The following is a 16,080-nucleotide window of genomic DNA, read 5'->3' as shown; positions in this document are numbered from 1 at the left end:
CCACAACCAAAAACACCTTCCGAAACGTTTCCGAAAGGTGTCTGGCAACGGGGTATGCACCGTTTACGTTACGGGAAAAGCCCCAGAGTGACGCCGCAGATAAAGGCGAAAGCCGCGGCGACCAAAGTGGCCTGGGCGACCGAATGCCACCTGCCGTGGCGTCCGGGAAGATGCCGGTGAGGTGCCTGTGTATCGAGATGCCGCATGGTGTCCTCCAGGCTCGTGTGCCCTGATGAGCTTGCCCATATCCTATCTTAACGCGACCCAGCTGATAGAGATAAACTTGCGTGGCGCCCGGGTGCCTTGGAAAATCCTTTTTCTTTCGGGCTCAAACGGTTCGTTTCAAGCAGGATTTTGCTCCGACGCGGCAATGTGTAAAAAAACTGTAAAGATCGTGCGCTGCACCGGAGGGATATAGCATCCCAACGTCGCCGGCACGCCAGCGCCACCGGGCCGCGACCTGAAGCGCCAGCCAGCCTGACCCAAATTGCATCCGCAGCGGGAATCGGGACCTGCGTTGCGGCCTGTGCGGCGACGGCCGGTTCAAACTTCGATTGCAGCCGGGACACTCGGTTCGACGCTCGTACGGACAACGGCCTTGATCGGAAGGTGATCGGAGGCAATGCGGGCGAGCGCGCTGTCATGCACCCGCACGTGGTCGATCAGGCCCGCGCGATTGCTCATGATACGGTCGAGCGCCAGGACTGGCAGGCGCGATGGGAAACTCGGCACCGCTTTCGGCGTCCCGCTGAAGACGCGCGCCAGGCCATGCAACGAGGAGCGATCCCCCAGGCGCCACTCGTTGAGATCGCCCAAAAGCAGGGTCGGCTGTTCGCCGCGCGATCCGATGATGTCGAGGATCATCTTGGTCTGCTGGTGACGCGAGCGATGCAGCAGCCCGAGATGCGCCGCAATGATGCGCAACGTCGCCCCGTGGTTGAACTCGATTTCCGTGACGAGGCAACCGCGTGGCTCAAGCCCTGGCAGCTTCACCTGATGCACGTCGCGCACCAGACCTTCGCGGTACAGCACGACATTGCCATGCCAGCCATGGGCGCGCGAAACGCCGGAGACAGGCACCGGCGTCAGCCCGGTCTCCCGCTCCAGCCAGTGCAGGTCCAAGAGGCCGCGACGTTCGCCGAAACGGGTATCGGCTTCCTGCAGCGCCATGACGTCGGCGCCGATCTCGCGAATGACATGGCTGGTCCGCTCAGGGTCGAAGCGACCGTCGACACCGACGCATTTGTGGACATTGTAGGAGGCCACAAGCATGCCCTGCGCCGGGTCATGGGGGTGATGTCCGGCGGCCTCGCGGTTCCTGCGGTTGCGGATCGAGGCAAGAATGCTCGCCGGAAGATTGTCACGCTTGCTGCGCTCGTTTCTGGTCATCGATGGCAATCCTTTGACTGATATAAATAACCGAAGCGCACGGGCGTTCCATTTTCGCCGCACCCGGTGCCGTGACCGGTGCGATGGGTCAAAGATATGGCGACCCCAACCAGAGAACCCTTTCGAGCAGGCGCACGACCAGCGGTCGGTTGCGCAAGCCCTCCAGCGTGACGGGCGAAGCGGACTGGATGGCCTGGTCGATGCGCTTTTCCAGCGCCTGCGCAAAGGACTGGTCAAGCACTTCCAGATCAACCTCGAAATTCAGCCGCAACGAGCGCGGATCGAGATTGGATGAGCCGACATAGGCCCAGCTGCCATCGATCGCCATCAGCTTTGAATGGTTGAACGCGCCGCTGGCCCGCCAGATACGGCAGTAATTTTTGAGGATCTGGTCAAACTGGGCCGTCATCGCCCGATCGACCAGCGTCAGATTGTTGGTTTCAGGCACGACGATATCGACGCTGACGCCGCGGCGGGCAGCGGTGATGAGCGCGGTGATCAGTTCGCGGTCGGGTAGAAAATAGGGCGAGACGATGCGGATCGATTTTCGCGCAATCGAAAACGCGCCCATCAGCATCTTGTGATTGGTTTCGTTGCATCGATCCGGGCCGGAGGCGACGGCGCGCACGAGGATCGGATCGCCCGGCATCCGTTCAGGCGCCGTCAGCTGCCAGGCTTCGCCGCTGAGGACCTCGCCGCAGGCGAACTGCCAGTCTTCCGAAGCGATAGCGAAGAGATCGGTGACGGCCGGGCCGGTCACGCGAAAATGCGTGTCGAAAGCGCAGCGATCACCGGAAATCTCAGCGGAAAAACCTTCGCGGATATTCATGCCGCCGGTATAGGCAACCGTGCCATCGACCACCATGATCTTGCGGTGGGTACGCAGGTTCGCATAGGGAAGTCGCAGGCCCATGATCACGTTACCGTTGAAGACTTCCACAGCGACGCCGCCATCGCGCAGCATGCCCAGCACGCTCGGCACCGAATAGCGCGCACCGACCGCATCGATCAGCACCCGCACTTCGACACCCCGCCGTGCAGCCCCGATCAGGGCTTCGGCAAAGCGACGACCGATCCGGTCGCGATCGAAAATATAGGTTTCGAGCAGGATACTGAGTTTTGCCGTGCCGATCGCCTCCAGCATGCCGCCATAGGCCTTGTCGCCGGTATCGAGCACGTCGATCGCATTGCCGGTGGTAAAGGCGTGGCGGGCCACCCGGTCGCCGAGCGTTTTCATTGCCAGAAAGCGCTGGCCAAATTTCGTGGCGACCGTATCGGCGGCGACGTCGTAGGTTTCCAGATGCGCGAACGCGCCATATTGCACGCGCGAGCGCTGGAAGCCCAAAACGTTGCGGCGGATCCGGTTGACGCCGGCGATCAGGTAAAGGAGCGCGCCGATAAATGGCGACAGGATGATGACGCCGACCCAACCGATGGCCGAGCGCACCTCCTCCTTGGTCATCGTGGCATGAATGGCGGCCGGCACGCCCATGACGATCGACAGAACCAGGAAAATATGCGGCCAGTAGGCATAGAATGTTTCAAGCATGCCGGCCAATATAGGCGCGGCCGGCAGCCCTGCAATGCGGCCCCCGCGACATCGCGCCGTGGCTCTTCACGTTACGTCGCCGCCTCCCGCTTCACTTGGCCGACATGGCCGCAACCGGCGGCTCGGCCCCCTCGGGGATCGGGCTTGTATAGACAATTCCCTTCTGGCGGCGCTTGAGATCCGCCCAGGCGGCCTCGCGCAGCTGTTCGCTCTGGATCGCTGCAAGACCTGTCGCCGCCATCACCTTGGCGGTCGTCACCATACCCTTGTGAGCGAGAGGGCTCTTGCCCTGCGACACGACCTGCCACGTGTGCAGCTGGGTGCCGATGGCGAGCGTCGGACCATATGCCTGCACGGTCGGCACCACCCAGCTGACATCACCGACATCGGTGGAACCACCCATCTGCTTCAGGCGGGTATGGGCAGGCAGCACGAAATCGGCAAGCGGGATATCCCGCTCGTCCAGTTCCTCCTGACGCCAGCTGGCGGCGATATCTTCCGGCGACAGCGTGGCGCGGATCTGTTCCGCAAAAGCGATATCCCTGGCGTCGAAATCCGGCGTGCCGACGCTGTCCCAGATATCCTGCATCACATCCATCAGAGGTGTATTGACCATCAGGTTCGAGACACCGGACAGGATCGCGCTTTCCATGCGGGTTTCGGTCATCAGCGCCGCACCCTGCGCCACCTTTTGGACACGCTCGATCAGCGACAGGAGGCCCGGCAGGTCGGGCGCGCGCACGACGTAGCGCACCTTGGCATAGGCCTGTACGACATTGGGCGAAATACCGCCTGTATCGAGCACGGCGTAGTGAATGCGGCAATCCTGCTGCATGTGTTCGCGCAGGTAATTGACGCCGACATTCATCAGCTCGACGGCATCGAGTGCCGAACGGCCGAGTTCGGGAACGGCAGCGGCATGGGCGGCGCGACCGTGAAAGATGAAGTCTATACGGCAATTGGCAAGAGACGTCTCGCGCTGCACGCCGGCAAAATTGCTCGGGTGCCAGCTGATGGCAATATCGACATCCTCGAAGGCGCCGGATCGCACCATGAAGGCTTTGGCCGCACCGCCCTCTTCCGCCGGGCAACCATAGTAACGCACGCGACCGGGCGTTCCGGTCGCTTCCAGCCAATCCTTGAGCGCAGTGGCGGCAAGCATGGAAGCGGAGCCGAGCAGGTTGTGACCGCAGCCATGGCCGTTGGCACCAGCGGTGACCGGCTCATGGGTAACCTCGCCCGCCTTCTGGCTGAGGCCGGCCAGCGCATCGAACTCGCCAAGAAAGGCAATGACCGGTCCGCCCTCGCCCGCTTCGCCGATCAGCGCGGTTGGGATGCCTGCGACGTTATCGGTGACTGCAAAACCCTGCGCTTCCAGCATTTCCCGATGCGCTGCAGCCGACAGGGTCTCCATGTAACAGGTTTCCGGCGTCTCCCAGACGCGATTGGCAAGCTCGGTGAAAATCTCCTTCTTCCTTTCGATCGTGTCGAAGATTTGAGGGAGATTGCTACTGTTCGTCATGGAATGTTACCTGCAATGGGGAATAATAAGAGAGCCGAACCGTAACTTAGCGCCCGGCTTCGGCCAACCGCCGAAATGGTTTTGAAGCCATGCTTTTTTGCAGGCGTTCCCAGCCTTCGTGGGAAGGCAGGCCGAAACGCAGCTCATTCGCACGCTCGGCAAACGGCCGCACAAGAATGCCGGCGTGCCCGAGCTGCTGGAACAGGCCGGAAGCATTGCTGTTGCGGACGAGCCGGAACAGTGTCGTACCGCCCACAAGATCAAGCCCCGCCTGCGTCAGCATGTCGTCCAGCCGCGCGGCGTCTGCCTGCAATGCGTGCTTCATGGTCTCCTGCCATGTCAGGTCGGCAAGAGCGCGGGTGGCAATCTCCAGGGCCGGGCCGGAAACCGCCCAAGGTCCCAGCCGCGCCTCGATACGGCACACATCCGCGGATGAGGTAAGCGCAAAACCCAGACGAAGGCCCGCAAGCCCGTAAAACTTTCCGAACGAGCGCAGGACCGCAAGGCCCGGACCGATATCCCCTGCAAGACTATCGCCCCTAGGCATGACGTCCATGAAAGCCTCGTCTACGACCAGCAGACCGCCTTTTGCAGCCATATGGGCGCCAAGGCGCAGCAGTTCGGCACGCGCGATCAGCCGCCCATCGGGATTGTTGGGATTGACGACCACGGCAAGATCGGCGGCAAAGAGGTCTTCGAAATTTGCGGTTTCGGTGAGATCGAAACCGGCGAGCCGTGCCATGCGGGCATGCTCGGCATAGGTGGGCGACAGGATGGCGGCCTTTGCGCCGGGATGCACCTTGCCGCCGAACGCGGCTTCGACCAAAAGTGGCAGAAGAATCTGCGTTCCGGGCGCCGCCGCAACATTTTCGGCGCGAGGCGCCCCATAGACGGCGGCGGCTTCACGTTTCAGCGATTGGAGGGCCGACGGGTCCGGCAGGCGGCAGAAAGCGGTGGAAGCGATATCCGAATGCGGGTAGGCATGCGGATTGATACCGGTGGACAGGTCGATCCAGGGTTTTGGCGCACGCGGAAAGCGGGCGTCCGCCTTGGCAAGATTGCCGCCGTGATCGATCGACTGCTCTGTTACCGGTTCCGCTTGTCGCTGCATGTTTTTTACGCTCGCCTTTGTCTCCCTGCTTATTGAACGGCTCTGCGGCTATCCGCAATGGCTGGTGCGGGCGATCGGCCATCCGGTGATCTGGATCGGCACCGCAATCGGTTGGCTCGACCGCAGGCTGAACCGGGCGGAGCAGAGTTTTGCGCAGCGAAAGACGATGGGCGCGATGGCGCTGCTTGCCCTCCTTACCGCTGTGGTCACAGTCACGGCAGCCATCAGCTGGTTTATCGGAACATCGCTGGTCGCACTCGCAATTCTCGCCGTGATTGCCTCCAGCCTGACGGCACAAAAGAGCCTTGAAGATCATGTGCGGGCAGTAGCAGATGCGCTGGATCGGGAAGGGCTTACGGCCGGCCGAAAGGCCGTATCGATGATCGTTGGACGTGACCCGGACCAGCTCGACGAACCCGCCGTCTGCCGTGCCGCGATCGAAAGTCTGGCAGAGAATTTTTCAGACGGCATCACTGCCCCGGCCCTGTGGCTCGGCATTGGTGGGCTCGCCGGCGGTGCGGCCTACAAGACGACCAATACCGCCGACAGCATGATCGGCCACCGCAACGAGCGCTATGAAGCCTTCGGCTGGGCGTCGGCGCGGCTCGACGATCTGGTCAATCTGCCGGCCTCGCGGCTGACGGCTTTGCTCTTCGTTCTGGCCTGTTTTTTCGTGCCCGGCTCGTCGGCCCGGGACGCCTGGAAGACGGTGTGGCGGGATGCCGGAAAACACCGTTCTCCCAATGCGGGCTGGCCGGAGGCGGCGATGGCCGGCGCACTCGGCCTGGCTCTGGCCGGCCCGCGCGTCTATGGCGGCACACTCGTCCCCGACCATTTCATGGGAGCCGGCGGACGGCGCGAAGCGACCGCATCCGATATTCGCAAGGCCCTGAAACTGGCGCGGGTGGCCGATATCATGATGATTGCCCTGTTCGGCCTGCTGGCGATTGCCAGTGAGGCTATCGCGCGAGCCTGAGTAGCGCCTCAAGATCGAGGTGCTTTTCCATATGCTCGGCAAGGCGATCCAGAACCTCGTCTATTCCTGCCTCATAATCGATACCGGAAGCGTCGCCGCCAAGTCTTTGGAGCCACGCCGACCGCTGGCGATCATCGGCAAACAGGCCGTGCACATAGGTGCCGAAGACGCGGCCGTTTCGCGCAATTGCACCATCCGGCACTCCGGCAATCTGCGCGAAGGGACGTCGGCAATCGCCGCCCACCGTCTTTCCGATATGCATTTCGTAACCGACAAAGGAAATACCATCGGCACTGACGCCGGTCACGGCTTCCAGCCGCTTATCGTTGGAAAGCGTGGTGTCCACATCAAGCAGGCCAAGACCTTCAACCACCGAGGGCTCGCCTTCCATGCCATCAGGATCATGCACCGAGCGCCCCAGCATCTGGTAGCCTCCACACAGACCCAGAACATGGCCGCCGCGACGCACATGGGCGGCAAGATCGATATCGAAACCGGCAGCCTTGAACGCCGCCAGATCTGCGATCGTCGCCTTGGATCCCGGCAGAAGCACGAGATCGGCATCGCCGGGCAGCGGCTTTCCGGGACGAATACGGATCACTTCGACATCCGGCTCCGCATCCAGGGGATCGAGATCGTCGAAATTGGAAATATGCGGCAGGACCGGCACGGCGATGCGGATCTTGGCACCGCTCTTGTCGATAGCAGCCGCATCGAGCGCCAGCGCATCTTCGGCGGGCAGGCGGCGGGCTTCGGCAAAGAACGGCAGGAGGCCGATTGGCTGCCAGCCGGTATGCGCTCCGATCATCGCCATGCCATCGGCAAACAGGGCGGGATCACCGCGAAACCGGTTGACGATAAAACCGCGGATCATGGCCGCATCCTCAGGCTCTAGCACCAGCTTGGTGCCGGCGATGCTGGCGATGACGCCGCCGCGATCGATATCGCCGATCAGGATGACCGGCACGTCTGCCGCGCGGGCAAAACCCATATTGGCGATATCGTTGCGGCGCAGGTTCACTTCAGAAGCACTCCCGGCGCCTTCGACCAGCACGATATCGGCCTGGCTTTTCAAAAGTTCGAAACTTTCCGTGACGCGCGGCATCAACGATGCCTTCATGCCCTGATATTGTGATGCTTTTGCATTGCCCTGCACGCGCCCCTGCACCACGACCTGCGCGCCGACCTCGCTTTGCGGCTTCAGCAGGACCGGGTTCATATGCACCGACAGCGGCACCCTTGCCGCCCGCGCCTGCAGTGCCTGCGCCCTACCGATCTCACCGCCATCCGATGTGACGGCAGCATTGTTCGACATGTTTTGCGGCTTGAAGGGCTGCACTTTCATGCCGCGATTGGTGAGCGCACGCGCAAGACCGGCAACAAGCAGCGACTTGCCGACATCCGAGCCGGTCCCTTGAAACATCAGCGCGCGTGCAGTCATGGGTGTTCTCAGAACTCGATACCGGACTGGGCTTTCACGCCCGCCTTGAAATGGTGTTTGACCAGCGTCATTTCAGTGACCGTATCGGCGGCCTCGATCAGCGCCGGCTTGGCATTGCGGCCGGTGACGACGACGTGAAGATTTTCGCGCCGGGCCTTGAGGGACGCGATGACGGCTTCGAGATCGAGATAGTCGTAGCGCAGCGCGATGTTGAGTTCATCGAGCACAAGCAGGCCGATGGTCGGGTCGGCCATCAGTTCCTCAGCCTTCGCCCAGGCCCGTTCGGCAGCGTCGATATCGCGCTTCAGATCCTGCGTTTCCCAGGTAAAGCCCTCGCCCATCGTATGCCATTCGACGCGATCGCCAAACAGTTCCAGCGCCGGCCGCTCGCCCGTTTCCCAGGCGCCCTTGATGAACTGCACGACACCGACTCGACGCCCGTTGCCAAGCATGCGCAGGGCCAGACCGAACGCGGCGGTCGACTTGCCTTTTCCGGGGCCGGTATTGACGATGAGAAGGCCTTTTTCGATGGTCTTTTCCGCCACTTCGGCATCCTGGACCGCCTTGCGATTGGCCATCTTGCGCTGATGTCGCTCGGCTTCCTGCTGGTCGATGTCCTTCATGGTCGGCTCCTTGGGCAGCGGCTCATTTGCGCGCGGACTATAGGGGATTCGTTGCACACGGCAATGCGGCCTGTTCCATCGGGCTTCGCGCATTGACAGTGCACGCACCGACGCCTAGGGAAAGGATGACGGTCTTTTCCCGGCAACGGGAAAAGCTAAGAGGGAACGTGGTGCCGCCCGGATTTCTGGGCTCCAGACCACGGCTGCCCCCGCAACTGTAGGCGGTTAGCCCCGCACCACGCCACTGAAAGCGATTTCGGGAAGGCGGCGATAGGGCGACGATCCGCAAGCCAGGAGACCTGCCGTCACAGACAAAAATCCGGCCGGGCGGGGTGCTCCGGCAAGGATATTTTCAAGGGACGACAACCATCCGGTTATCGCGCCCGCACCCCGCATGCTAAACCACGGGGTAGATGCTTGGATTTCATTCAGCCCAACAGTAGCCAGGAAAACGAGACCGCGGCGGACAGGCCGGCGGTGACGATCTTTGTTTGCGTCAGTTGCCGCGCCAGCGAAGGGTCCATCGAAGAACCGCGTCAGGGCACGCACCTACTCAATGCGACGGTGGAAGCCGCCGCGGGGCAGGCGCCAAGCGTCACCATCAAGAGCGTCAACTGTCTTTCCAACTGCAAACGCGGCCCGAGCGCCGCGATCGCACGGCAGGACGGCTGGACCTATGTTTTTGGTCACCTCGACCTCGAAAACGCCGCCGACCTCCTCACCGGTGCCGAACTGATCGCCACCTCGGCGGACGGATTGATGCCCTGGAAAGGACGGCCCGACTGTCTGAAACGCAACATGATCGCCCGTATTCCGCCCTTCGATTTCAACGCATAGACGACGTTTAAGGAAAAGACAGATGACCGCCAATCTCGCCCGCATTCCCTGCACCGTCGTCACCGGCTTTCTCGGCGCCGGCAAAACCACGCTACTGCGCCACACGCTGCAGACCCTTGAAGGCAAGCGCCTTGCCGTCATCGTCAACGAGTTCGGCGATGTCGGCATCGACGGCGAAATTCTGAAAAGCTGCGGCATCGAAAACTGCCCGGACGACAATATCGTCGAGCTCGCAAACGGCTGCATCTGCTGCACCGTTGCTGACGACTTCGTACCGGCGATCGACAAGATCCTTGCTCTCGAGCCGAAGGTCGACCACATCCTGATCGAGACCTCCGGTCTCGCCCTGCCAAAGCCGCTGATCCAGGCCTTTCAGTGGCCGAGCGTGAAAAGCCGCGTGACGGTGGATGGTGTGGTTGCCGTGGTCGATGGCCTCGCACTGGCCGCGGGCCGGGTGGCCGATGACATGGAAGCACTGGCTGCCCAGCGTGCTCAGGACGACAGCCTGGACCATGACGATCCGGTCGAGGAAGTGTTTGAAGACCAGATCGCCTGCGCCGACCTCGTGATCCTTACCAAGGCCGACCTTCTCGACGAAAAGGGCTTGGAGATCGCCAATGCGCATGTGAGCGAACACCTGCCGCGCGCCGTGCGCATCGTACCGGCCGCTAACGGCATCATCGATCCGGCCGTATTCATCGGCCTCGACCTTGCGGTCGAGGACGATATTGAAAACCGCAAGACCCATCACGACGACGAACTCGACCACGAACACGACGATTTCGACAGCTTTGTCCTCGACGTGCCGGCGATTGCCGATCCGGCCGAGCTGACCCAGCGCATTGCCGACGTCACGGCGGCCGAAAAGGTTCTGCGCATCAAGGGCTATGTGGAAGTTTCGGGCAAGCCGATGCGGCTTCTGGTGCAGGCCGTTGGTCCGCGTGTGAACCACTATTTCGACCGCCCCTGGGGCCCAAGCGAGGAGCGTCGCTCGCGCCTCGTCATTATCGGCGAAAAGGGCATCGACGCGACCAAGATCGAAAAGATTCTGGCGGCCTGATGCATATCCTCGCCACCACGTCCTCGTCGCTTGACGACCTGATCGAACCGGTCGATCTCGACCAGACGCCGGGCGACGTGGTGGTGCTGTCCTTTACTGACAGCGATCTGAACGGTATTGCGTCGGCCTGGGCAAAGGGCGGCGACGAGATGCCGTCGCTGAGGCTCGCCAACCTGTCCGAACTGCGGCATCCGATGTCGGTCGATCTGTGGATCGACAAGGTGGCGCGGCATGCAAAACTCATTCTGGTGCGCATTCTTGGCGGTCACGATCGCTGGCCCTATGGCGCACAGGAATTGGCTCGCGTGGCCCGCGCGCAGGGGCAGACGCTCGTCATGCTGCCCGGCGAATGCAGCGAGCGGGATGACCGGCTGGCGGAGGGCTCCACCGTTTCGGCAGAGGAACTCGGCAAGGTGCTCTCGTATTTCCGCGAGGGCGGGCCTGAGAACATGCGGTCCCTGGCCGAACGGCTGGCTGCGCTTGCACGGGGCACGCCGCCGCACACACAAGCGGCCGTCAGCGTGCCGAAGGCGGGGTTTTACCATCCGGGACTTGGCGTGCAGGACCGACCCGACACGCTTCTGGCCGCCCTGCCCGGGGCGGCGATCGTACCGATCCTGTTTTATCGCTCCATGCTGTTGGCAAGCGACGTGGCGCCGATCGATGCGCTGTTTGCGGCGCTGGCGGCCAGGAACATCCTCGCCGTCCCGGTCTTCGTCGCCGGGCTGAAAGACGGGGTTTCGCTGGCCTTCATCGAACAGGCGGTGGAGGAGCTGAAACCTTCGGCGATCGTGAGCGCCACCGCCTTTGCAAGCGGCATGGACGATACCGGAAAAACGGTGTTCGACCGGCTGGGCATACCCATCCTGCAGGTGGTCATTGCCACCACGCGACGTGACGCATGGCTTGAAAACCGCCGCGGACTGGGTCCCGCGGATCTGGCCATGCACGTGGTTCTACCGGAACTCGATGGCCGCATTCTGGCCGGCGCCGTATCCTTCAAACATGCAAGAGACGCAGACGATCAGGAATTTGCGGGCATGATGAACCGCCCGGAACCGGATCGCGTCGAACAGGTAGCGACGCGCATTGCCAGTCTGTTGCGGCTTCAAAATGCCAAGCGGAAGGATCGACGCATCGCCATCCTCATCCCGGATTATCCGGGTGCCCCCGGCCGCACGGGCTACGCCGTCGGGCTGGATGTGCCGCAAAGCGTGGTGGACATGCTGATCCAGTTACGGGACGCCGGTTATGATGTCGCGGATATTCCTGAGGATGCGCGGACATTGCTGCATCGTCTCGAAAGCCCGACGGAAACCTGCTCGCTGGATAGCTATCGCGCATTTTTCGAAACCTTGCCGGCAGAAGCCCGCGACCCAATGACGGCGACCTGGGGTAGTCCCGAGAGCGATGAAGCGCTTCGAGACGGCGTTTTCGCATTTCGCGCCGCCCGCTTCGGCAATGTAACCGTGGCGCTGGCGCCGGATCGCGGCCGCGTGGCGGATCGACGCACCGATTACCACGATCCCGAGCGACCGCCACGCCACGGGCTGATCGCTTTTGGCGCATGGCTGCGGCAAGACCTCGATGTTCACGCATTGGTCCATGTCGGTGCCCATGGCACGCTGGAATGGCTTCCGGGCAAGACCGTAGCGCTGTCCCGGAATTGTTTTCCGGAAATCGTGCTCGGTGGGCTGCCGGTTATCTATCCTTTCATCGTTTCCAACCCAGGGGAAGCAGCGGTGGCGAAGCGGCGGATTTCCGCCGTCACCATCGGCCACCTGCCGCCGCCGCTGACGGAAGCCGGTCTTTCCGATGAGCAGAAGAAGCTCGAACTGCTGGTCGATGAATATGCACAGGCGGATGGTCTCGATCGCCGTCGCCGCGACAGGCTGGCGAAGCTGATCGTGGAGATGGCGAAGGAGTCCGGCCTTGCCGATGATGCCGGCGTCATGGCAGAAGAGGAAACCGATGCGGCACTGGCGCGGATCGATGCTTTTCTGTGCGATCTGAAGGATCTGGCGATCAAGGATGGCCAGCACGTCTTCGGCCGTGATGCCGATCTCACCGTCGAAACGGCCGACCCGTTGCGCAAACAGAGTGCCAGGCGGGAGCGGCAGGCGTTTCTGGATGCGCTTGACGGCCGCCACATCCCTGCCGGACCTTCCGGCGCGCCAGCGCGCGGGCGCCGCGACGTGCTGCCGACGGGTCGCAACCTCTACGCCTCCGATCCGCGCACCATGCCGACGCCGACCGCTTTCGAACTCGGCAAGCGTGCTGCCGACGAGGTGCTGCGGCGCTATCTGCAGGACCATGGCGACTGGCCGAAAAGCCTCATCATCGACCTATGGGGCAGCGCCTGCCTGCGCAGCGGCGGCGAGGAGGTGGCGCAGGGCCTGGCACTGATGGGGGCAAGACCCATCCAGGATCCGACAACCGGGCGCATCACCGGCATCGACATCCTGCCTCCGGCAAGCCTGGGCCGACCGCGGGTTGATGTCAGTTTCCGCATTTCCGGCCTGTTCCGAGACATGTTTGCGCCGCTGATCGCGCTGCTCGATGCCGCGACGCGCGCCATTGCCGCGCGGGATGAAGCGCCCGGAGACAATCCGCTTTCGGAAACCGCGCGGGCACAGGGCATGCCGCCGCAGCGCATTTTCGGTTCGGCCCCGGGCACCTACGGGGCTGGGATCGAAGAACAGCTCTCCAGCGGAAAATGGGACACGCGCGAGGACCTGGGCCGTCGTTACCTCGATGCCGCGACCCATGCCTTCGGCGGACCCGAAGGCGAAGCCATGGAAGCGCGGGGTCGGTTTGCCGAGCGCGTCGGCGCCGCGGACCTGCTGGTGCATACCGGCGACGATCCGGGCCGGGACCTGCTGGACGGATCCTCGGACGTCGCCTTTATCGGTGGCTTTGCCGCCGCCGTCACGGCGCTTGGCGGCAAGGCTGATGTCATAGCGCTCGACACGACCGATCCCGACCGGCCTCGCGCCCGTTCGGTGGTCGAGGCCATCACTCGCATCGTGCGTGGCCGGGCCACCAATCCGCGTTTCATTGCGGGGCAGATGCGGCACGGCCCTCGCGGCGCCTCCGAATTTGCCGAGACCGTCGACAGGCTCGTGGGATTTGCCGAAACGACCGACGCCATTCCCGCCGCACTGATCGAGGCCGTCTACCAGGCCTATGTGGCCGACGACAACGTGCGCGCCTTCATTCTCGACCAGAACCGACAGGCGGCGCGCGCCATTGCCGAGAGGTTTCTTTCGGCACGCCGCCGCGGTCTTTGGCATCCCCGCCGCAATTCCGTCGATGCGGAGCTGGAAATGCTGCTTGCCGAAGCGACCAGCCTCGAAATGGGTGTGGGGACATGACGGCGATACCGTTCCATTCCGCTGCGCCGCCGAGTGTGCGCGGCGCCTGCCCCGGCCTTTCCACACCGATGCCGACCGGCGATGGCCTGCTGGCGCGGATGGGTTTCGACGCTGCCATTTCGGTGGAACATCTGATGCGGATCGCGACGCTGGCAAAGCGTTACGGCAACGGACTGATCGACATATCCGCGCGCGGCAACCTGCAACTGCGCGGCCTGACGACGGAAAGCGCGCAGGCGCTGGAAAACGATCTGGGGGGGATGAACCTGCCCTTGCGGGAGGGCGTCCCGGTCGAAACGGGTGCACTGAGCGGACGAGATCCCGCCGAAATTGCCAATGCGGAGCCGCTGGCCTCTGCCATTCGCGCGGTCTTGCGCGAGGACAAACTCTCCGGCCGGTTTGCGGCAAAATTCACGATCGTGGTGGACGGCGGTGGACAATTGCCGCTGCATGCGCTGCTGGCCGATATCCGGCTGCAGGCGACACGCCGCGCCAACGCCCTGTATTGGCAAATTTTTCTTGGTGGCACCGCGACGACGGGACGGTCCGTCGGACGGGTGCGAGATGCCGACGCGAAAAGCTGCGTGGCTTCGATCCTGGCGCGCCTGGTCGCCATGACGCCGCCGCCGCGGGGACGGGATCTTGATCCCGAACAAGTGCGCGCCTGGCTTGGAGACGCCGTGAGCGACAAGCCGGCGGAAACCGTCGGATCGACGGTGCCGGCGTTCGGGCTGCTACCCATCACCGCATGCCCGGCAACCCCGCTTTCGCGGCCTGCCACTTTGCGCGGGACAGAGACCTGCGACCGGCGGCTGGAGGACGGGAGGGCGACACGACCGCCACCGCCTTCAACCCACGATCCTGCGTTTGGCGGCTCCGCCGCAGCACCTGAAAATAGCCTGGCTTCCAAACAAAAGGCCGGGGGTGAGATACGGACGCCGCCCATTCGAGAGGACGATGCGCCCTTTGCTGTGCGGATCGGCATTCCCTTCGGGCAATGCCATGCCGACACACTGATTGCCCTTGCAAGACGGGCGGAAGATTTTGGCGTTAAGTTCGTGCGTCCGGCGAGCGATCATTCACTTGTCTTCTTCGCGAACGAATCTGCCTGTCGCAACCTGATGGCATTTTCGAAAGACCTGATCCTTTCGCCGCATGACCCGCGTGCCCGAATTGCCGCCTGTCCCGGAAAACCGGCCTGCATGTCCGCGTCCCTCAACACCCATGCTCTTGGCGAGACAACGGCACGCCAGGCTGCCGATCTTTTGGACGGGTCGTTCACGCTGCATCTTTCAGGCTGCTCGAAAGGATGTGCCCATCCGACAGCATCGCTGCTCGGTCTTGTCGGGACGAACGAGGGGACGGCATTGATCTTCAGGGGCAAAACGAGCGATATGCCGCTCAAATTCATCCGCCATGGGCAGGAGGAAAGAGCGATCTCCGTTCTGGCCGCCCTCGTCCGCCTCGAAAGAGGGATTGGCGAAACCACGAGCGCGTGCCTGAGCCGCCTGGGCCCAGCCCGGCTGGAACAGGTGCTTTCGCAAGGACTGTCATGACCCAATACGACTATATTCGCGAAGGCGACGCCATCTACGAGAAATCTTTTGCGATCATTCGCGCGGAAAGCGATCTATCGCGCTTTTCCCAGGATGAGGCCGAGATCGCCATTCGCATGATCCATGCCTGCGGACAGGTGGAAGCGGCGCAGCATTTTCATTTCTCCGCCGATTTCGTAACAGTGGCGCGGAACGCCTTGACGGCCGGAAAGCCCATTTTCTGTGACGCGCAAATGGTAGCGCATGGGGTGACCCGCGCCCGATTGCCGGCCGACAATGCGGTCATCTGCACACTTCAGGACCCGCGCACGCCAGAGCTTGCCCGACGGATCGGCAATACCCGCTCGGCCGCAGCGCTCGACTTGTGGGTCGATCAGTTGGAAGGCGCGCTGGTGGCGATCGGCAATGCCCCAACCGCGTTGTTTCACCTGCTCGAAATGCTGGATGCCGGTGCGCCTCGTCCGGCAGCGATCATCGGCATGCCGGTTGGCTTCGTCGGGGCGGCGGAATCCAAGGACGCGCTTGCGGCGAGCCGTCACAAGATCCCCTATGCCATCGTATCCGGCCGTATGGGCGGATCGGCCATGACGGCGGCGGCGGTGAACGCGCTTGCGAGGGCTGGACTTTGACCGGGGAGAAGAC

The 16,080-nt window shown here is 62.9% G+C and carries 12 protein-coding genes and 1 riboswitch; of the genes, 6 read left to right on the top strand and 6 right to left on the bottom strand.

Features of this window, described 5'->3' with window-relative positions:
- Window positions 1-543: 543 nt before the first annotated feature.
- From ACQKKX_RS10640 to cobD, 4 genes are all read right to left on the bottom strand, one after another.
- A complete protein-coding gene (locus ACQKKX_RS10640; protein ID WP_427570666.1) occupies window positions 544-1,389 on the bottom strand; it encodes an endonuclease/exonuclease/phosphatase family protein in 846 nt (281 codons plus the stop codon).
- Between the two features lie 88 nt (window positions 1,390-1,477).
- On the bottom strand, window positions 1,478-2,938 hold the full coding sequence (gene cls, locus ACQKKX_RS10635) for a cardiolipin synthase (protein WP_427570665.1): 1,461 nt from the start codon (window positions 2,936-2,938) through the stop codon (window positions 1,478-1,480).
- Window positions 2,939-3,029: 91 nt separating this feature from the next.
- Window positions 3,030-4,460, bottom strand: a complete 1,431-nt coding sequence (locus ACQKKX_RS10630; protein WP_427570664.1) for a M20 family metallopeptidase — start codon at window positions 4,458-4,460, stop codon at window positions 3,030-3,032.
- A gap of 46 nt (window positions 4,461-4,506) precedes the next feature.
- Complete coding sequence (gene cobD / locus ACQKKX_RS10625; RefSeq protein ID WP_427570663.1) at window positions 4,507-5,571, bottom strand: threonine-phosphate decarboxylase CobD; 1,065 nt, start codon at window positions 5,569-5,571, stop codon at window positions 4,507-4,509.
- On the opposite strand from cobD, the gene cbiB reads away from it, so the two are divergent.
- Window positions 5,570-6,547 carry an adenosylcobinamide-phosphate synthase CbiB gene (gene cbiB / locus ACQKKX_RS10620; protein WP_427570662.1) on the top strand — a complete coding sequence of 326 codons (978 nt, stop codon included), beginning with the start codon at window positions 5,570-5,572 and terminating at the stop codon, window positions 6,545-6,547. The two genes, cobD and cbiB, sit on opposite strands and share 2 nt — an antisense overlap.
- Here the strand turns inward: cbiB and ACQKKX_RS10615 are convergent.
- Window positions 6,531-7,988 carry a cobyric acid synthase gene (locus tag ACQKKX_RS10615; protein ID WP_427570661.1) on the bottom strand — a complete coding sequence of 486 codons (1,458 nt, stop codon included), beginning with the start codon at window positions 7,986-7,988 and terminating at the stop codon, window positions 6,531-6,533. The two genes, cbiB and ACQKKX_RS10615, sit on opposite strands and share 17 nt — an antisense overlap.
- A gap of 8 nt (window positions 7,989-7,996) precedes the next feature.
- Entirely contained in the window at window positions 7,997-8,611 is a 615-nt protein-coding gene (gene cobO / locus ACQKKX_RS10610) for a cob(I)yrinic acid a,c-diamide adenosyltransferase (RefSeq protein ID WP_427570660.1), read from the bottom strand.
- A 112-nt stretch (window positions 8,612-8,723) separates the two neighbouring features.
- Window positions 8,724-8,932: riboswitch (cobalamin riboswitch) on the top strand.
- A gap of 156 nt (window positions 8,933-9,088) precedes the next feature.
- Here cobO and ACQKKX_RS10605 point away from each other — a divergent pair.
- Genes ACQKKX_RS10605 through ACQKKX_RS10585 form a run of 5 tightly spaced genes read left to right on the top strand, consistent with a single transcriptional unit; the run spans window position 9,089 to window position 16,067 of the window.
- On the top strand, window positions 9,089-9,448 hold the full coding sequence (locus ACQKKX_RS10605; RefSeq protein WP_427570659.1) for a DUF1636 family protein: 360 nt from the start codon (window positions 9,089-9,091) through the stop codon (window positions 9,446-9,448).
- A 22-nt stretch (window positions 9,449-9,470) separates the two neighbouring features.
- Window positions 9,471-10,508 carry a cobalamin biosynthesis protein CobW gene (cobW, locus tag ACQKKX_RS10600; protein ID WP_427570658.1) on the top strand — a complete coding sequence of 346 codons (1,038 nt, stop codon included), beginning with the start codon at window positions 9,471-9,473 and terminating at the stop codon, window positions 10,506-10,508.
- Entirely contained in the window at window positions 10,508-13,882 is a 3,375-nt protein-coding gene (cobN, locus tag ACQKKX_RS10595) for a cobaltochelatase subunit CobN (RefSeq protein ID WP_427570657.1), read from the top strand. Before cobW ends, cobN begins: the two co-directional genes overlap by 1 nt.
- On the top strand, window positions 13,879-15,438 hold the full coding sequence (gene cobG, locus ACQKKX_RS10590) for a precorrin-3B synthase (RefSeq protein ID WP_427570656.1): 1,560 nt from the start codon (window positions 13,879-13,881) through the stop codon (window positions 15,436-15,438). The genes cobN and cobG overlap by 4 nt, the downstream gene beginning before the upstream one ends.
- Entirely contained in the window at window positions 15,435-16,067 is a 633-nt protein-coding gene (locus tag ACQKKX_RS10585; protein WP_427570655.1) for a precorrin-8X methylmutase, read from the top strand. The genes cobG and ACQKKX_RS10585 overlap by 4 nt, the downstream gene beginning before the upstream one ends.
- Window positions 16,068-16,080: the final 13 nt, after the last annotated feature.

Source organism: Neorhizobium sp. NPDC001467 (genome assembly GCF_050275975.1).
In the GTDB taxonomy this organism is placed as follows: domain Bacteria; phylum Pseudomonadota; class Alphaproteobacteria; order Rhizobiales; family Rhizobiaceae; genus Neorhizobium.
This window is presented reverse-complemented; position numbering and strand designations above follow the sequence as displayed.